At 68.9% G+C, this 16,709-nt stretch carries 16 protein-coding genes and 1 tRNA gene; 9 read left to right on the top strand and 8 right to left on the bottom strand.

All coding sequences use genetic code 11. From position 1 onward, the window contains the following. Window positions 1-39: 39 nt before the first annotated feature. Both MARKY_RS05760 and tilS read right to left on the bottom strand, forming a co-directional pair. Window positions 40-130: transfer RNA gene (locus tag MARKY_RS05760), tRNA-Ser, on the bottom strand. 11 nt (window positions 131-141) lie between these two features. Further along, window positions 142-1,728: a tRNA lysidine(34) synthetase TilS gene (tilS, locus tag MARKY_RS05755; RefSeq protein ID WP_013703939.1), complete on the bottom strand. Its 1,587-nt coding sequence runs from the start codon at window positions 1,726-1,728 to the stop codon at window positions 142-144. A gap of 41 nt (window positions 1,729-1,769) precedes the next feature. Here tilS and truD point away from each other — a divergent pair, with 41 nt between their 5' ends. Beyond that, entirely contained in the window at window positions 1,770-2,831 is a 1,062-nt protein-coding gene (truD, locus tag MARKY_RS05750) for a tRNA pseudouridine(13) synthase TruD (protein WP_013703938.1), read from the top strand. Here the strand turns inward: truD and MARKY_RS05745 are convergent. Further along, window positions 2,828-3,031, bottom strand: a complete 204-nt coding sequence (locus tag MARKY_RS05745) for a hypothetical protein (protein ID WP_013703937.1) — start codon at window positions 3,029-3,031, stop codon at window positions 2,828-2,830. The two genes, truD and MARKY_RS05745, sit on opposite strands and share 4 nt — an antisense overlap. 45 nt (window positions 3,032-3,076) lie before the next feature. Between MARKY_RS05745 and MARKY_RS05740 the strand changes: the two genes are divergently transcribed. From MARKY_RS05740 to hemG, 8 genes are all read left to right on the top strand, one after another. Next, window positions 3,077-4,696: a chloride channel protein gene (locus MARKY_RS05740; protein WP_052297159.1), complete on the top strand. Its 1,620-nt coding sequence runs from the start codon at window positions 3,077-3,079 to the stop codon at window positions 4,694-4,696. Between the two features lie 17 nt (window positions 4,697-4,713). Continuing rightward, a complete protein-coding gene (locus tag MARKY_RS05735; RefSeq protein WP_013703935.1) occupies window positions 4,714-5,133 on the top strand; it encodes a hotdog fold thioesterase in 420 nt (139 codons plus the stop codon). Between the two features lie 117 nt (window positions 5,134-5,250). Beyond that, window positions 5,251-6,288: a 3-deoxy-7-phosphoheptulonate synthase gene (aroF, locus tag MARKY_RS05730; RefSeq protein WP_013703934.1), complete on the top strand. Its 1,038-nt coding sequence runs from the start codon at window positions 5,251-5,253 to the stop codon at window positions 6,286-6,288. A 3-nt stretch (window positions 6,289-6,291) separates the two neighbouring features. Continuing rightward, window positions 6,292-7,371, top strand: coding sequence for a prephenate dehydrogenase/arogenate dehydrogenase family protein (locus tag MARKY_RS05725; RefSeq protein WP_013703933.1), 1,080 nt, complete (start codon window positions 6,292-6,294; stop codon window positions 7,369-7,371). 50 nt (window positions 7,372-7,421) lie between these two features. Next, window positions 7,422-7,856, top strand: coding sequence for a universal stress protein (locus tag MARKY_RS05720; protein ID WP_013703932.1), 435 nt, complete (start codon window positions 7,422-7,424; stop codon window positions 7,854-7,856). A gap of 66 nt (window positions 7,857-7,922) precedes the next feature. Beyond that, window positions 7,923-8,942, top strand: coding sequence for a uroporphyrinogen decarboxylase (gene hemE, locus MARKY_RS05715; RefSeq protein ID WP_013703931.1), 1,020 nt, complete (start codon window positions 7,923-7,925; stop codon window positions 8,940-8,942). A 10-nt stretch (window positions 8,943-8,952) separates the two neighbouring features. Further along, window positions 8,953-9,849, top strand: coding sequence for a ferrochelatase (gene hemH / locus MARKY_RS05710; protein WP_013703930.1), 897 nt, complete (start codon window positions 8,953-8,955; stop codon window positions 9,847-9,849). Continuing rightward, complete coding sequence (gene hemG / locus MARKY_RS05705) at window positions 9,840-11,243, top strand: protoporphyrinogen oxidase (protein WP_013703929.1); 1,404 nt, start codon at window positions 9,840-9,842, stop codon at window positions 11,241-11,243. The genes hemH and hemG overlap by 10 nt, the downstream gene beginning before the upstream one ends. Window positions 11,244-11,249: 6 nt before the next feature. Here the strand turns inward: hemG and MARKY_RS05700 are convergent, their stop codons facing one another. The 5 genes from MARKY_RS05700 to polA all read right to left on the bottom strand — a co-directional run bounded on the left by MARKY_RS05700 (window position 11,250) and on the right by polA (window position 16,708). Then, complete coding sequence (locus MARKY_RS05700; protein ID WP_148230408.1) at window positions 11,250-11,537, bottom strand: hypothetical protein; 288 nt, start codon at window positions 11,535-11,537, stop codon at window positions 11,250-11,252. A 560-nt stretch (window positions 11,538-12,097) separates the two neighbouring features. Further along, window positions 12,098-12,541: an acyl-CoA thioesterase gene (locus MARKY_RS05695; RefSeq protein ID WP_013703927.1), complete on the bottom strand. Its 444-nt coding sequence runs from the start codon at window positions 12,539-12,541 to the stop codon at window positions 12,098-12,100. A gap of 1 nt (window position 12,542) precedes the next feature. Continuing rightward, a complete protein-coding gene (gene rbfA, locus MARKY_RS05690) occupies window positions 12,543-12,833 on the bottom strand; it encodes a 30S ribosome-binding factor RbfA (protein WP_013703926.1) in 291 nt (96 codons plus the stop codon). A 25-nt stretch (window positions 12,834-12,858) separates the two neighbouring features. Then, on the bottom strand, window positions 12,859-14,169 hold the full coding sequence (gene glmM / locus MARKY_RS05685) for a phosphoglucosamine mutase (RefSeq protein ID WP_013703925.1): 1,311 nt from the start codon (window positions 14,167-14,169) through the stop codon (window positions 12,859-12,861). Between the two features lie 34 nt (window positions 14,170-14,203). Then, window positions 14,204-16,708 (bottom strand): DNA polymerase I, encoded by a 2,505-nt coding sequence (gene polA / locus MARKY_RS05680; RefSeq protein WP_013703924.1) that lies wholly within the window; start codon window positions 16,706-16,708, stop codon window positions 14,204-14,206. Between the last annotated feature and the right edge of the window lies 1 nt (window position 16,709).

Here is a 16,709-nt window from a genome sequence, read left to right as displayed (position 1 = left end):
CCCCCCAGAAAAAGATGGGCCCGCCGCGCGGCGGGCTGTTGGCGGAGGGGGTGGGATTCGAACCCACGGTACCCGAGATGGGTACAACGGTTTTCGAGACCGTCCCGTTCGACCGCTCCGGCACCCCTCCAAGGGCTCCGCTCACGCCCCGTCCCGACCAGGACGAAGCCGAGCGAAGAAATCCTTTAGGACTTTAGCACACTCCCCCTCCACTCGTCCAGCCTCCAGCGCCACGCGGGGCTCGAGGCCGTGCACCGTAAACGCTCCCGCCTTGAGGTTCTCCACGCCGTACACCACCCGCGCCACCCGGGCCTCCAAAATCGCCCCGTAACACATGGGGCAGGGCTCGAGGGTCACGTACAACGTCGCGCCGGGCAGGACCTTCTCCCCCACGCGCCGAAGGGCCGTCCGGAGGGCCAGTAGCTCGGCGTGCGCGGTAGCGTCCCGGGAAGCCTCCACGGCGTTCGCCGCCTCGGCGAGAACCGCCCCGTCCCTCACCAGCACCGCCCCGATCGGCACCTCGCCCTGCCGGGCGGCCGCGCGGGCCAAGACCAGCGCACGCCGCATGTACCGGTCCTCGTCCGGCTCAGGCCAAAGCCCGTACACCCAACGGACCTCCGCCCCCACCGCACCCACCGGCCAGCGCCGCTTGAGCTCGCGCGGCACCCCGCGCTCGTTCAGGAAGTCCACGAGGCGCTTCCTCCCATACGGGAAGACCAGGTAATCCCCGGGCCGGGGTGGGCGGGCCTCAAGCCCCGCCGGAGGTTGGACCTTCGGGAAACGCACGGTCGGCGGAATGAAAAAGAGCGTGCCCCGCTGCCGGCGCACCACCACCCCACCCGGCAGGGTCTGGGCCCGGCCCCCTAGCGCCGCCTCCACGTCCGCCACCAGCCGCGCCTCCGGCCGCACCCCGAGCGCCTCGAGCACCCCGCGGATCGCGCGGCGGCGCAGGGCCTCGGGGGCGCGCTCGAGGGGCAGCGCCCGGTACGCCGGCACCGGCCAGCGCCGGTCGGGAATGAGGTGGCGCGCGCTCAGGGCCTCGAGGGCCCAATCGTCCGCCTGCTGGGCCTGGCTAAAACGCGCCAGCGCCTCCAGCGCGTGGGGGAACCGCGCGGTGATGCGCGGCAAGACCGCGTGCCGGAGGTAGTTCCGGTCCAGCTCGAGGGAGCGGTTCGTGGGGTCCTCGAGCCAGCGCGCCCCGCGCGCCTCGAGGTAGGCCCGGAGCTCGGCGCGGGAAAACTCGAGCAAGGGGCGCGCCACCCGGCGCTGCAGGGGGCGAATCCCGAGGCCGCGCCCCGCGCCCCTCAGGATCTGCAGGAGGACGGTCTCGGCGTTGTCGTCGAGGGTGTGCGCCGTGAGGATGCATCGGGCCTTCCAGCGCCGGGCGACCCGGGCGAGGAAGGCGTACCGCACCTCGCGCGCGGCGGCCTCGAGGTTGATCCGCTTGCGGTGGGCGAGGGCGCGCACGTCCACGTGCTCGGTTTCGAGGGGGAAGCCCAGCCGCTGGGCGAGTTTCTCCACAAACGCCGCGTCCGCGGCGGAGTCCGGCCTTAGGGCGTGGTCCAGGTGCGCAACGATCGTGTCCCGTCCCGCGGCTTTAAGCAGGTACAGCAACGCGACCGAGTCCCCCCCGCCGCTCACCGCCGCGAGGAGCCGACCCTCGGGACACAACCGCGCCAGCGCCTCCTTAAACCGCGCCTCCAGGGCGTGCGTTTCCATCACCGGCATTATGGCACCCCACGCCCCCACCGGCTTGATACCATGAGGCGGTGACGCCGGAGCTGACCTTTGACTTCGACCGGTACCCGTACCTCACCGCGGACCAGCCCGGCATCGGGGGGCGGATCCGCGTTCGGACGCGGGACTTCCAGGTGGAGGAGGTGCCCGCGTACCCCCCGTCTGGCCAGGGCGAGCACCTGTTCATCCACCTCGAGAAGGAAGGGCTCACCACCCGCCAGGTCTTCGAGTACATCCGGGACGAGATGGGCGTTCCGGAAAAACTGATCGGCGTGGCCGGCCTCAAGGACAAGCACGCCCTGACGCGGCAGTGGTTCTCCATCCCCAAAAGCCACGCGCCCCACCTGCCGCGCCTCGAGCGCCTCCCGGGCGTACGGGTGCTCGAGGCCGCGTACCACCGGAACAAGCTCGGCGTGGGGCACCTCAAGGGCAACCGCTTCGCGATCCTGGTGCGGGACCCTGAGGGTCCCCCTGAACGCGCGCGGGCCATCCTCGAGGCCCTCGCTGCAAAAGGCGTGCCGAACTACTACGGGCCGCAACGCTTCGGGATCGGCGGGAAGAACCCCGAGCGCGGCTATCGGCTCGTCACCACCGGCAAGGGGCGGGGCACCCCCTGGCTGAAGAAGTTCCTGATCGGCAGCCTGCAAAGCCTTTTGTTCAACGACTGGGTCGCGCTGCGCCTCGAGCGGGGCCTCTATGACCGGGTCGTCAAGGGCGACATCGCCAAGAAGCACGACTCCGGGGGGGAGTTCCGCGTGGAGGACCCCGAGGCCGAAACCCCACGCGCCCAGCGGCTCGAGATCAGCGCGACCGGCCCCCTGTACGGCCGGAAGTACTTCGAGGCGACCGACGAGGCGCGGCGGCTCGAGGACGCGGTCCTCGCCCGGTACGGCCTCGCGCGGGAGCAGTTCAGGGCGCGCAAGGGCGCGCGCCGTCCCGTGCGGTTCCCCCTCACGGACTGGAGCGTCGAGGTCACGGGTGAGGGCGTGTGGCTGCGGTTCTTCCTGCCCAAAGGCAGCTACGCCACGGCCGTGCTGCGCGAGGTGATGAAGAAAAACCCCGAGGCCGAACCCCTCGAGGAGGAAGGGCTCTAGTTGCCCTCGCCCCGCACGGTCCCGTAGCACCCGGGGGCTTCGAACGCGCTCACGCTCGGCAAAAGCCCCCGCCGTGTGAGCTCGCTCACCACCTCGAGCGTGAACTCCCACACCGCCCGCTCCCGCCACCCGCGGGCCTCGAGCTCCGGCAGCGTCAGTCCGTGATCGCGCGCCAAGGCGGCCAGGTCCTCCCAGTCCATGCCGTCAGTCTAAAGCAAGCCCCACAACCCGAATAAGCTATAGGTGTGAGTGCGTCCCAGGTTCGCCTGCTGCTCCTACTTGGCGTTCTCCCCGGCCTGATGAGCGGGTTCGTAACGGTCGCGTTCACCCTAGCGCTCGAGTGGGTCACGAACGCGTTCGCTTACATCGGTCCGCCCCTCGCTCCTGCCCTGGGCGGGCTCGCCGTCGGCTTGATTCTGCTATACGCTCCCGAAACAGCCGGGGCCGGGATCAACAAGGTGGTCGAGGCGTACCACCGGACCGCGGGGCGGCTCCGCCGGCGCATCACCTGGGCCAAACCCCTCACCTCCGTGATCAGCCTGGGCAGCGGCGGCAGCGGCGGTCAGGAAGGCCCGCTGGTACAGAGCGGCGCCGCTTTAGGCTCACTCCTGGCGGACATCTTGCGCCTCTCCGAGGGGGAACGGCGGGTGATGGTGCTCAGCGGGGCCGCGGGGGCCATCGGAGCGGTCTTCCAAGCCCCGCTCGGCGGCGCTTTTTTCGTCAGCGAGGTGCTGTACCGGCGGCTCGAGTTCGAAACCGAGGCCTTGATGGGCGCGATCCTTTCCGCGATCACCGCGTACGCGGTTTACGGGTCGTTCTTCGGTTTTCACCCCTTGTTTACCGTGTCGATTTCAGGAGAGATGCACCCCTGGACCCTACCGGCTTACGCGCTCCTGGGCGCGGTGGAAGCCGGAGCAGCCATCGCGTTCATCGCTCTATTTCGTTTCGTGCAGGGGCGCCTCGAGGCCCTCCGGCTTCCCTTGTGGACCAAACCCGCCCTGGGAGGGGCCGTCGTGGGGCTCATCGGGATGGGTGTTCCCGGCGCGCTCGGCGTCGGGTACGGCGAGCTGTTGCGCGTCCTGGAAACCACCCCTCCCCTCTCCTGGGTGTTGTTGCTGATCCTCGCGAAACTCCTCACCACCAGCTTCACCATTGGCTCGGGGGGCAGCGCGGGGCTTTTCGGACCGAGCGTGTTTATCGGTGGCATGGTCGGGATCGGGGTGGGTCGCCTCGCGGGCCGGGTGTTTCCCGGCCTCGAGGGAATGGAGGCCGAGTTCATGATGGTGGGGATGGCCGCCTTCTTCGCCAGCGCCGCCAAAACCCCCCTGGCCTCCATCATCCAGGTGATCGAGATGAGCGGCACCTACGCCCTTTTGGTTCCGGGCCTCCTCGCGGGCACCGTGAGCTACGCCCTCTCCGGCCCCCGCTGGACCCTCTTCCCCGCCCAGGTTCCCTCGCGGGCGGACAGCCCGGTGCACGTGGGAACCTACCTCCAGGTGGGGCTCGAGCGCCTGCGCAAAGCGCAGCTCACGCAGGATCTGAAGCTCGAGGGGATACCGTTGCCTGACCTGGCCGATCTGCTGCAACTCGGACGCCCCGTACCCCTGGATCCTCACGAACGGCGGTTCTTCTATACGCTTACGCTCCCGGAGGGCACCGCCCTCGCAGGAAAAGCGTTGCGCAACGCGGGGTTGCCCACCGATATCCTGATCACCGCCGTGCTGCGCCGCGATCAGGTCATCGTTCCTCACGGCGACACCGTCCTGCAACCAGGGGACCGCCTGATCGTGATCTCCACGCCGGAAGCGATGACCGCGTTCCGCGAATGGCTCGAGGCACCGGTCGAACCGCGCGGGGAGGCTTGAGGCCTATAGTAAGGAGCATGGACGTCCTGGACCCTGAGTTTCTGGAGCGAGTGGGCCTTGGCAAAACCCTCGGCATCCGCTTCCTCGAGATCACCCCCGAGCGTGTGGTGGCCACCATGCCGGTCACGCCGGAGCACCACCAGCCGTTCGGGTACCTGCACGGTGGGGCCTCGGTGGCCCTGGCGGAGCACGTGGCGAGCACGGGCGCGCAGCTCCACTGCCCTCCGGGCAAAGCCGCGTTCGGCATGGAGATCAACGCGAACCACCTGCGCCCCAAACGCGATGGAGCCGTGACCGCTGTGGGCACCCCGCTTTTCGTGGGGCGTTCCACCCAGGTCTGGGAGGTGCGGATTCACGATGAGCGCGAGCGGCTCGTCGCGATCTCGCGCTGCACGCTCGCGGTGGTGAATGTTGACAGAAAGCCCCGGGATGCCTAGACTTAAAGGCACTATGCGACGCCTTCGTGGGAAAGGGGGTGAGCCTATGGACGATGGCTACGGTTATCCCGGCTATCGGCCCCTAGGCGTTCGGCCCTCTTTTCCAGGAGGTGGCGCATGCTGCTCATCGTGAAACGCGGCGTGACCCGCGATGAAGTTGAAGCTTTAATTCGGGAGATCCAACGCTTCGGTTTTCGACCCCACGTCTCGGAAGGCGAGGAGACCACGCTCATCGGCGCGGTCGGCTCCAGCCCCACGCCCGAAGTCATGGAGCACTTCCGCAGCCTGCCCGCGGTGGAAGACGTGGTTCCCATCAGCAAACCCTACAAGCTCGCCAGCCGTGAAGTGAAACCCACCCCCACGGTCCTGGCCTTCCCCACCGGGCAGACCGGCGGCGGGCACTTCATGGTCGCGGCCGGGCCGTGCAGCGTCGAGTCGCGCGAGCAGATCCTCACCGCGGCGCGCTTCGTGAAGCGCCACGGCGCGCAGATGCTGCGCGGTGGGGCTTTCAAGCCGCGCACCAGCCCCTACGCCTTCCAGGGGCTAGGAGAAATGGGCCTCGAGCTGCTCGCCGAGGCTCGTGCCGAGACGGGGTTGCCGGTGGTGACGGAGGTGACACGCCCCGACCTCGTCGAGCGCGTCGCGGAACAAGCGGACGTGTTGCAAGTCGGCGCGCGTAACGCGCAGAACTTCGCCTTGCTCAGCGAGGTCGGCCAAGCCGGCAAGCCCGTGCTCTTAAAGCGCGGGCTGAGCATGACCTTGGAGGAGTTCTTGATGGCCGCTGAGTACGTCCTCGCTGCGGGCAACCCGCGCGTCATCCTGGTGGAGCGGGGCATCCGCACCTTCGAGCGAGCCACCCGGTTCACGCTCGACGTCTCCGCGGTGCCCGTCCTAAAGAGCTGGACGCACCTCCCGGTCTGGGTGGACCCCTCGCACGCCGCGGGGAAACGCGCGTGGGTCCTGCCGCTGGCCCTCGCGGGGGTCGCGGCTGGCGCGGACGGTCTCATCGTGGAAGCGCACCCCCACCCTGAACAGGCGCGTTCGGACGCCGCGCAGCAGCTCCCCGAACCCCTGTTCGCGACCCTCATGCAGCGCGTGCGCGCCCTGAGAGCCGCGCTCGAGCCCGCGACCGGCGAGGCCACGCTCGCGGGGTGAGCGATGCAACCCGTGTTGCGCAAGGCCGGCATCTTCGGGATGGGGCTTTTGGGCGGCTCAGTGGGCCTGGGGCTCAGGGAGCGGTTCCTCGCCCAGGAGGTGCACGCGTACGACCCGGACCCCGAGGCCCTCGAGGCGGCCCTCGCGGTGGGGGCCGCTGACCGGGTGCACACGGAACTCGGAGCGTGGGTGGCGGAGCTGGATCTAGGGGTGCTCGCCGCGCCGGTGGGGGCCCTACCAGAGCTTGGGCGGGCGGTGAGCGCGTACGCTGCGCCGCACACGCTGTGGACCGACGTGGGCAGCGTCAAGGGGCCGGTGGTCGCGGCGCTCACCCCACTCCTTCCCCGGTTCGTCGGCGGGCACCCCATGGCGGGCAGCGAGCGCTCGGGGGTGCGCCACGCGCACGCCGGCCTGCTCGAGAACGCGGTCTGGGTGATCACCCCAAGCGAAGCGACCCCCCCGGAGGACCAGCGCGCTCTCGCTCAGCTCGTCCAGCACCTAGGGGCCTACCCCCTCATCCTGCCCCCGGCCCTGCACGACCGCCTCGTGGCGCGTATCTCCCACCTGCCGTACCTGCTCGCGGTGGCGCTCAACCTTTTGGTCGCCCAGAACGGCGAGCGGGAGCACCTGATGTTCCTCGCGGCCGGAGGGTTCCGCGACCTGACGCGCGTCGCGTCCGGCTCGCCGCGCATGAGCCGCGACATGGTGCGGGAAAACCGCGCCGCGCTCCGGGAGGCCCTCGCGGACTTCCGCGCGGTCCTGGAGGAGCTCGAGGCTCTCCTGGAGGACCCGGAAGGGCTGCTAGCGGCCGCCATCCGCGCCAAACGCACCCGGGATAGCCTGCCGATCGTGCGGCGCAGCCTGCTGCCGGAGATGTACGACCTGGTGGTGCAGGTTCCGGACCGTCCAGGCCAGATCGCGCGCATCGCCACGGCCCTCGGGGAGGCAGGCGTCAACATCAAGGACATCGAGGTCCTCACGATCCGCGACGAGGGCGGCGCGATCCGGCTGGGGTTCGGCAGCCGCGAGGAAAGCGCGCGAGCGCGGCAGGTGCTGGAGCAAATCGGGTACCGGGTGCGCTAGTCTGGTAGGATAATTCCAGGAACAAGGCTTCCCTAGGCTTGGAGGGCGTCATGTACAAACGCATTCTGCTTCCGACCGACGGCAGCCCGTGCAGCGAAAAAGCGCTACGCCAGGGCCTCGAGCTCGCCAAGACCCTGGGCGCGCAGGCCACCGTGCTGTACGTGATCGAGGACCCCACCGCGCACCTGCCGCTCCTGCCCGAAGGGGTGCCGTACGAGGTGCAGCTCTACGAGGACCTTCGCCGGTCGGCCGACGCGGCACTGGCCCGAGCGAAGGAGATCGCCGATGAGGTAGGCGTCCCGGTGCGCACCGAGCAGCTCGAGGGGCTGCCCGTGCCGGCGATCGTCGAGGCGGCCAAGGCGTATGACCTGGTGGTCATGGGCACGCACGGCCGGACCGGTATGGAGAAACTGCTCCTGGGCTCCGTTACGGACGGGGTGCTGCACCGCACCCACACCCCCGTGCTGGTGGTGCGGTGTGCCTGAGGCGCCGGCACTTTTCGAAGCACCGGGGACAGTTGTCCTCACCGCGCGTGCGGTAGAATCGCCAGCGTGAACGAGGTGTTTCTAAAGGCCGCGCGTGGGGAGACGACCCCGTACACGCCCGTCTGGTTCATGCGCCAGGCAGGGCGGTACCAGCCGGAGTATCGAAAAATCCGCGAGCGTTACACCCTCCCCGAGATCGTGCGTCACCCCGAGGTCACCGCCGAGGTGACCAAGCTACCCGTCGCGCAGCTCGGCGTGGACGCCGCGATCCTCTTCGCGGACATCACCACGCCCCTCTACGGCATGGGGTTCGACCTGGATATCGTGGAGGGGAAAGGCCCAGTCATCCACAACCCCATCCGAACCCCCAAGGACCTTCATCGCCTCCAACCGTTCGATCCGAAAGCGCACACTCCCTTCGTCCTCGAGGCCATTCGTCTGCTCAAGGAGGACCTCGAGGTGCCCCTCATCGGGTTCGCGGGCGCGCCGTTCACGCTCGCGAGCTATCTGATCGAGGGCGGCCCCACGCGCAACTTCGTGCGGGTGAAGGCCTTCATGTACGCGGAGGAGGAAGCCTGGCACCAGCTGATGCGGGCCCTGACCGAGGCTATGATCGCGTACCTTACGGCGCAGGTGCACGCGGGTGCGGACGCCGTTCAGGTCTTTGACTCCTGGGTAGGCCACCTCACCGCAAGCGATTACCGGCGGTACGTCAAGCCCCACATGCAGCGTTTGTTCGCGGGGCTTTCGGGGCTTGGCGTGCCCACGATCCACTTCGGGACGCGCACCATGCACCTCCTGGAGGAGATGCAGGCCGCGGGCGGCCAGGTGATCGGGGTGGACCACACCACGCCGTTCGACTGGGCGCGCGCACGCTTGGGCGCCACGCCGGTTCAAGGCAACCTCGACCCAGCCGTGCTGTTCGCCCCGTGGCCTGTGGTGGAGCGCGAGGTCCTGCGGGTGCTCGAGGCCAACGCCGGCCGAGCCGGGCATATCTTTAACCTGGGGCACGGGATCCTACCGGGCACCCCCGTGGAGACCGTACAGCGCGTGGTGGCGTTCGTGCACGAACGCACGCAGCGATAGGAGGAAACGGATGCCGGATGTATTGCTCATGGCGTACGGAACGCCGTACCGTGAGGAGGAGATCGAACCGTACTACACGGACATTCGGCGCGGCAACCCACCGCCCGCAGAGCTGCTCGAGGAACTCACCCAGCGCTACCGCGCGATCGGGAAAAGCCCTTTGAACGAGATCACCTTCGCGCAGGCCGAACGCCTCGCCGCCGCTCTCGGTGAGGGCAGCCGCGTCTGGGTGGGGATGAAGCACTGGCGCCCCTGGATCCGCGACGCGGTACGGGAGATGGCCGAAGCCGGCGTGCAGCGAGCGGTGGCCGTCGTGGCCGCCCCGCACTACAGCCTGCGCAGCATCGCCGAGTACCGCGAACGGGTGGAGCGCGCGCTCGAGGCGCTCGGGAACCCCTTCGAGGTCCGGTTCGTGGAGGACTACCACGACCACCCCCTCTACATCGACGCGGTCGCCTACCGCGTACAGGAAGCGCTCTGGCGCGTGCGGGAACCCGAGCAGGCCGTGGTGCTCTTCACCGCGCACTCGATTCCCGAGCGGGCCGTGCAGGCGGACGGCGGGCGGTACCCCGCACAGGTGCGCCGCACGGGCGAGCTCGTAGCCCAGCGCATCGGTCTTTCCCGCTGGCGCGTCGCCTGGCAGTCCGCGGGGCGTACCGCCGAGCCCTGGATCGGCCCGGACATCCTCGAGGAGCTCGAGGCGCTCGCCCGGGAAGGGGTGCGGGAGGTTGTGGTGGCCGCGGTGGGCTTCCCCGCGGACCACCTCGAGGTCCTTTACGATATCGATTACGAGGCTCAAGAAGCGGCCAAGCAGCTTGGGATGCGGCTGGTTCGGGCGCGCAGCCTGAACGCGGACGAGGACTACATTCGGGTCTTGAAGGACGTGGTGGAGCGGGCATGGCGGTAAGGCTTGTCGTCGTGGGGGGTGGGCTCGCCGGCTTGAGCGCCGCGTACGCCGCGGAGCGGGCCGCGCGCGAAGCGGGTCTGGATCTTCGAGTGGCGCTCCTCGAGGCCTCGACCCGCCTGGGGGGCAAGGTGCAGACCGCGCACAGCGACCGGTTCGTGCTGGAGGGCGGTCCGGACGCGGTGGTGCGCTATAAGCCTTGGGCCCTGGAGTTGATGCGCGAGCTGGGGCTAGAGGAGCGGATCACCGGCACCCAGCCCGCCAAACCCGCGGCGTTCATCTACCTTCGGGGGAAAGCGCACCCCATACCCGAGGGGCTGAACGTGGTGGTGCCCTCGCGGCTCGGGCCGTTGCTGCGCACTCCTCTCGTCTCGCTGCCCGGCAAGCTACGGGCGGCACGCGACCTTTGGATGCGCCGCGCCCCTCGGGGAGACGAGCCGTTCGGGGCCTTCATTACCCGGCGGCTTGGGCGCGAGGTATGGGAGAACCTGGCCGCCCCGCTCGTGGGCGGCATCTACGGCGGGGATCCTTACCAGCTCTCAACTCTGGCAGCCTTCCCCCAGCTCAAGGCCCTCGAGGACAAGTACGGTAGCTTAATCCGCGGTTCGCTCGCCATGATGCGCCAGCGGAAGGCGAGCCGTGAGGGGGGCAGCCTGTTCGCCTCCCTCAAGGGCGGGCTGGGCGAGCTCGTCACCGCCCTTCGAAACGCTTTGGAGAAGACCGACCTAGCGCTTGGGGTGCGGGTGACGCGACTCGAGCGCACGGGCACGGTGTGGCGCGTGTACGTGGAGGGCGGGGTGCTCGAGGCCGACGCCGTGGTCTTCGCCGCGCCGGCATTCGCGGCGGCAAAAGCCCTCGCAGAGGTCGCGCCGCGGGCGGCCGAAGCCCTGCGGGGCATCCCGTACGGGGACGCGGCCACGGTCTCATTCGCGTTTCCCGCGGATCAGTTTCCCGCCACGCAAGGGCACGGCATTCTAGCCGCGGCGCGGGAAGGGCTGGCGGTGCGGGGGTTCACCTGGGTGGACCGGAAGTGGAACGACCGGGCCCCGGAGGGGTACCGCTTGGTGCGAGCCTACCTTTCCGGAGAGGCGGCCCGGCAAAGCGAGGAGGAACTGGCGCGCGCAGCGCTCGCGGATCTGCGCAAGGTGGTGGGCCGGTCGGTGAACCCGGAGCGCACCTGGGTGTTCCGCTGGCCCCGCGGCATGCCGCAGTACACCGTGGGGCATTTGGAGCGCGTTCAGGAGATCGAGGCCGCCCTATCGGAGCTGCCCGGCCTTTACCTGGCGGGAGCAGCGTATCGCGGGGTGGGATTGCCGGAGGTGATTCGGGACGGGCGCGCGGCGGGAGTGTCCGCCGTGACATACCTGACCGGGAAAACCCACTCGTCAGCGCGATAGCGGGGTTTACTCGTGAGCCATGGGTTTTTCGCGACAGAGCTCGCCCCGGTAGCGGAAGACCGTCTCGCCCCGCTCGAAGTCCACGCTGCCGTGCACCTCGAGGGTGCCGCGCACGTTGCTGAACCGGCCGGTGCCCCCCACGATTACCGAACGTTCCGTCACGTGCATTAACCCCTCCCGGATCGGCGTGCCAATCCCCTCGTCCTGGGTGTGCAGCGTGGAGCCGTCCCGGGTTACGAAGGTGTGGCGGAGTTGAATGCGTACGCGGCCGTCATCCTGGGGTGCCTGTTCCACAATGACCGCGCGGACCCCGCCCTCTAGGCTCCCCAGGACGACGCCTAGCGTTTCAGTCTCGCTGATGAAATTGGTAAATAAGGTTCCGCTAATCGTTTCGCATGCCGGATCTTGGTTCGCGTAGGCGACGCTTCCCTGGGCGATCGCCCACAATCCTAAGCCTAGCCAGACTAGTGGTTTCATGGCTCCCCCCTTTATCTATGCGAAAATGTTTTAGTGGGGAAAATACTTTAGCGGTAGACTCTTAAGTATACCCTACTCTCGCAATACGGGAAAGATCGAGCGAGGAAAGGCGTTCGAGAAGGAGACAAACCCAGGTTGGGAGACCCCGTTCAAGGTTTTGTGAATGTGATCACCAACACTTGACGCCCGCGCCGCCGTCTGCTTTGATGGGCAGCGGTGCAGGTTGCACCGCTAGGCCGCTAAGGTGGAAAGGAGGCACGCATGACCCCCGTAGAGTGGACTGCTGCGATCGCTGTAGCTCTGGGACTGTTCCTGTACACCCTGGCGAACCGCCAAGACTAAACCCCACGCACCGTTCCCTAACCCCTCTGCCGATCCTAGGGCTCTGGATCGGCGGTCGTTTTCTCTAGCCTCCCCATCCCCGCCCGCAATCGCGCAACGAGCGCCTCCGGCATGCGCACCACCCGTCCCTCGCGATCCGTCACCACATGCCGGGAGTAGCCCCGCACCAGCACCCTTCCCTCCCGCACCACCTCGTACCCGAACCGCACCGCCCTAGGGGTCACCGCCTCCAACCAGCACACCACCCCCACCCGATCTCCAAAACGCGCCGGCGCCCGGTACGAAAGCGCCAACTCCACCACGGGGAAAAACCATCCCTGCCGCTCCACCTCCGCGTACGGCAGCCCGATCTCCTCCAAAAAACGCACCCGCCCGGCCTCGAGCCACACCACGTAAGCTGCGTGGTGCACCACCCCCATCTGGTCGGTCTCCGCGTACCGGACCTCCAGCGGCAACTCCACCCGCTTCGGTCCCGCCACGCTACAGCACCTCCCCCGGATCGGCAAAGAACCGCAATCGAGGAATCCGGCGCAACCGCAGCTCGCGCGCCAACTCCTCCTGCAAAAACCCGTGCGCCCGGTTCAGGATCCCGACCGTCTCCTCCACGCGCTCCAAAGCGCTCACGAGGACCCGGCCCTGCGACAGGTCCGGGGTGAGGCACACCCGCTCCACGGTCACCACCAAAGGCAACCGGGGGTCCTTCATCTCGTGGATGATCTCGGAAAGCGCCCGGGCCACCTGAACCTCCAGCCGGTGCAAGGAACGGTTCATCTCAACCTCCACGCACCCCAAAGGGTCACGCCTGCGCGTCCAACTCACGCACCACCCGCTCCAGCTCCGCCACCACCCGACGCACCGCAGCCTCGGTCGGCCCTTCCACCATAACCCGGACCAACGGCTCGGTCCCTGAAGGGCGCACGTTCACCCGCCCCCCCTCGAGGCCGGCCTCCGCCCGGCGCACCGCCTCGGCAAGCGCCGGGTGCTGCACGACGCGGTGCTTGTCCGCAACGCGCACGTTCACCAGCACCTGGGGGTACATGGGCAAGGCGTCCACCCACGCCTCTAACCCGCGCCCGTCCTCCAGGAGGGCCTCGAGCGTCAAGAGCGCGGTCAGAACCCCATCCCCAGTAGCGGCGTGATCCAAAAAGAGGACGTGCCCGCTCTGCTCCCCGCCGAGCGTCAATCCCGTCTCCACGAGCTTCTCGTAGACGTACCGGTCCCCGACCTTGGTGCGGTACAGGGGAATCCCCGCCTCCCGGAGCTTGACCTCGAGGCCCATGTTGCTCATCACCGTGGCCACCACCCCCCGCGCCCGGCGCACCAGGGCGTTGATGTACAGCACGTGGTCCCCCGAGGCGAGCCGGCCCTGCCGGTCCACGAGGATCACGCGATCCCCGTCCCCGTCGAAGGCCACGCCCAGATCGAAATCCCCCTCCTTCACGATCCGCTGGAGCGCCTCGGGGTGCGTCGAGCCGCAGCCCCGGTTGATGTTCCGCCCGTCCGGCGTGGTGTACACCGCGAACACCTCGGCCCCGAGCCGCTGGAACACGCGCGGCCCCACCCGGTACGTCGCGCCGTTCGCGGTGTCCATCGCGACGCGCAGGCCCTCGAGGGAAGGGCCTTTCGCGACCAGGTGATCGATGTACAGCCGCTCCGCCTCCTTGTGATCGTTCACCGTGCCCACCCGGGCCGTCGAAAACTCCCGCTCGAGCAGCGCCTCGATCTCGAGCTCCGCCTCGTCCGGTAGCTTCGTCCCCCCAGGGCCGAAGAACTTGATGCCGTTATCGCGGTACGGGTTGTGGCTCGCGGAGATCACCACGCCCGCCGCGGCCCCCAGGGCGCGGGTGAGGTAGGCCACACCCGGCGTGGGCAAAACCCCCAGGTGCTCGACGCGAACCCCTTGGGACAACAACCCCGCCGCGAGGGCGGCCTCGAGCATATCCCCGGACTCGCGGGTGTCCTTCCCAATCAACACCACAGGCTGCCGGGCATGCGCGCTAAAATACGCCCCGGCCGCCTGGCCCAACCGCAGCACGAACTCCGGGGTCAGCGGGGGCTCTCCCGCCACCCCACGCACCCCATCGGTACCGAAATAACGACGCGCCATACCCATCTAGCATACACACCCCGCGCCCGGCGGGTCACTTGGCCTCCAGCCAGTTCTCCCCGATCCCGACCTCGACCTCGAGGGGCACATCCAGCGCCCACGCGCCCTCCATGACCTCCCGCACCACCCGGGCCACCGCCTCCGCCCGCTCCTGAGGGGCCTCGAGGACCAGCTCGTCGTGCACCTGCAGGATGAGGCGCGCCCCGAGGGAGCGGATCTCAGGCGCGAGTTTCACCATCGCCAGCTTCATCAGGTCCGCGGCCGTGCCCTGCACCGGCATGTTGAAGGCCATGCGTTCGGCGGCCTCGCGCACGTTGCGGTTCCGGGAGCGGATGTCGGGAATGTACCGCCGCCGGCCAAACAGGGTCTCGACGTACCCCTTCTCGCGGGCCTGCTCCAGGGTCCGTTCGATGTAGGCCTGGACGCGCGGGTAGGACTCGAAGTACCGCTGGATGAACCGCTCGGCCTCCGCGTACTCGATCCCGAGCTCGCGGCTCAAGCGGTGGGGGGACATGCCGTAGAGCACCCCGAAGTTCACGGTCTTGGCCGCACGGCGCCGGAAGGGGTCCACCGCCTCGGGAGGCACGCCGAACATCCAGCTCGCGGTCTGCGTGTGGATGTCCCGGCGCTCCTGGAAGACGCGCTTGAGGTTCTCGTCCCCGGAGAGGTGCGCGAGGACCCGCAGCTCGATCTGCGAGTAGTCCGCGGCCACCAGGACGTACCCCGGCTCGGCCACAAAAGCCCGGCGGATCCGACGGCCCACCTCGGTGCGCACCGGGATGTTCTGCAGGTTCGGGTCGGAGCTCGAGAGCCGACCGGTAGCGGTCCCGGTCTGGTGGTACCGGGTGTGGATCCGGCCCGTCGCGGGGTGCACCAGCCTCGGCAGGGGGTCCAGGTAGGTGCCCTTGAGTTTGGAGAGCTCCCGGTACGCCAGGATCCGCTCCACGATGGGGTGCGCCCCCACGAGGGCCTCCAGCGCCGCGGCCGAGGTCGAGCGCCGGCCGGTCTTCTGCGTGCGCCGCGTAGGGGTCAGGCCCAACTCATCGTAGAGGATCACCTCGAGCTGGTCGCGCGAGTTCAGGTTGAACGCGCGCCCCGCAAGCCGGTGCACTTCGGCCTCGATCGCCGCGATCTCCCGGCCGAGCTCGGCGGAGAGGGCCTCGAGGTAGGCGACGTCCACGCGAACCCCGGCGTGCTCCATCTCCGCGAGCACCCCGGCAAGGGGTCGCTCCACCTCACGGTACAGCCACCACAAGGCCTCCTCTCCCGCGAGCCGCTCGCCTAGGATGCGCCACAGTTCCGCCGCGGCCAGGGCGCGGGCGGCGGGGTCCTCCGACCAGTCCCCCGCCCCGTAGCGCCGCACGGTGGCTGCGGGGTCGCTGTTCGTGGGGTCGTACAGGTACGCCAACAGCAAGGGGTCCTCGCCCGGCTGCACGCGCACCCCCTCGCGCCGGGCCCAGACCGTGAGGTCCTTGGCCTGCAGGGCGTGCACGGCCTCGAAGCGCGCGAGCTCTTTGGCGCGCGCCGGCCCCCGGGCCACGCGCCCCTCCCAGGCCCCGGCGAGCCCTTTGAGCTCGGCCCACATGGGCTGCGGCCGGTCCAGCACGTACCCCAAGAAGGCCTCTGGTGGCGGTGGCCAAGGGGCTTCCTCCGCCGAACGCGCCTCGATCAGGCCCAGCTCGCGCAGGATGGAGCCGAACTCGAGCGCCTCCAAGAAGGCCCGAAGCGCTTCGCGGTCCACCGGGCGCCGGTGGCAGGCGGCAAAATCCACCTCGATCGCGAGGTCGGTGTGGATCTCGGAGAGGGCGCGCGACAACGCCGCCTTCTCCCGGCCGGCCTCCAGCTTCTTGCGCACGCTGGGGGGCGTGACCTCCGCGAGGTGGGCGTACAGGTTCTCGAGGCTGCCCCACTCGGCGAGGAGTTTCGCCGCGGTTTTCGCGCCGATCCCCCTCACCCCGGGGATGTTGTCCGACGCGTCCCCGGTCAGGGCGCGGAAATCCACCCACTGCGCGACCGTCACCCCGTACTTCTCCCGGACCGTCTCCGGGGTGACCTCCTCCCCGTCCGGCTTGAGGACCCGCACCTTATCGGAAAGCAGCTGGTAGCTGTCCCGGTCGCTTGTGACGATGCGCACCTCGTACCCCTCGGCCTCGGCTTTTTTGGCGAGGCTGCCGATCACGTCGTCGGCCTCGTACCCCGCGAGCTCGAAGCGCGCGAGGCCGAGTAAATCCACGAGCTGCTTGATCTTCTCGAGCTGCGGCTTGAAGTCCTCCGGGGTGGGGGCGCGTTGGGCCTTGTACGCCGCGAACTGCTCGTGCCGAAAGGAGGGCTGGGGCGCGTCGAAGACCACGATCACGCAATCCCCGTCCTCCTTCAGCAGCTTCAACAGGGTGCGGGCAAACCCGTACACGGCCTGGACCGGCTCCCCCCGGCTCGTCGTCAACTCCCCTAAGGCAAAGTAGTTCCGGTAAGCCAGGTGGTGCCCATCCACGATCAGGATGCGTTCAGGACGGTGATCGAACAGGCTCGGCTGTTGCACG

Source organism: Marinithermus hydrothermalis DSM 14884 (assembly GCF_000195335.1).
GTDB lineage: Bacteria > Deinococcota > Deinococci > Deinococcales > Marinithermaceae > Marinithermus > Marinithermus hydrothermalis.
The sequence above is the reverse complement of the archived record's forward strand: the minus strand, read 5'-3'. Positions and strand labels throughout refer to the sequence as shown.

Coding starts and splice junctions, on each gene's coding strand:
- glmM (WP_013703925.1), bottom strand. CDS start 14,169: ATGGCGCGTCGTTATTTCGGTACCGATGGGGTGCGTGGGGTGGCGGGA.
- MARKY_RS05720 (WP_013703932.1), top strand. CDS start 7,422: ATGTACAAACGCATTCTGCTTCCGACCGACGGCAGCCCGTGCAGCGAA.
- MARKY_RS05735 (WP_013703935.1), top strand. CDS start 4,714: ATGGACGTCCTGGACCCTGAGTTTCTGGAGCGAGTGGGCCTTGGCAAA.
- MARKY_RS05725 (WP_013703933.1), top strand. CDS start 6,292: ATGCAACCCGTGTTGCGCAAGGCCGGCATCTTCGGGATGGGGCTTTTG.
- MARKY_RS05745 (WP_013703937.1), bottom strand. CDS start 3,031: ATGGACTGGGAGGACCTGGCCGCCTTGGCGCGCGATCACGGACTGACG.
- aroF (WP_013703934.1), top strand. CDS start 5,251: ATGCTGCTCATCGTGAAACGCGGCGTGACCCGCGATGAAGTTGAAGCT.
- tilS (WP_013703939.1), bottom strand. CDS start 1,728: ATGCCGGTGATGGAAACGCACGCCCTGGAGGCGCGGTTTAAGGAGGCG.
- rbfA (WP_013703926.1), bottom strand. CDS start 12,833: ATGAACCGTTCCTTGCACCGGCTGGAGGTTCAGGTGGCCCGGGCGCTT.
- hemH (WP_013703930.1), top strand. CDS start 8,953: ATGCCGGATGTATTGCTCATGGCGTACGGAACGCCGTACCGTGAGGAG.
- hemG (WP_013703929.1), top strand. CDS start 9,840: ATGGCGGTAAGGCTTGTCGTCGTGGGGGGTGGGCTCGCCGGCTTGAGC.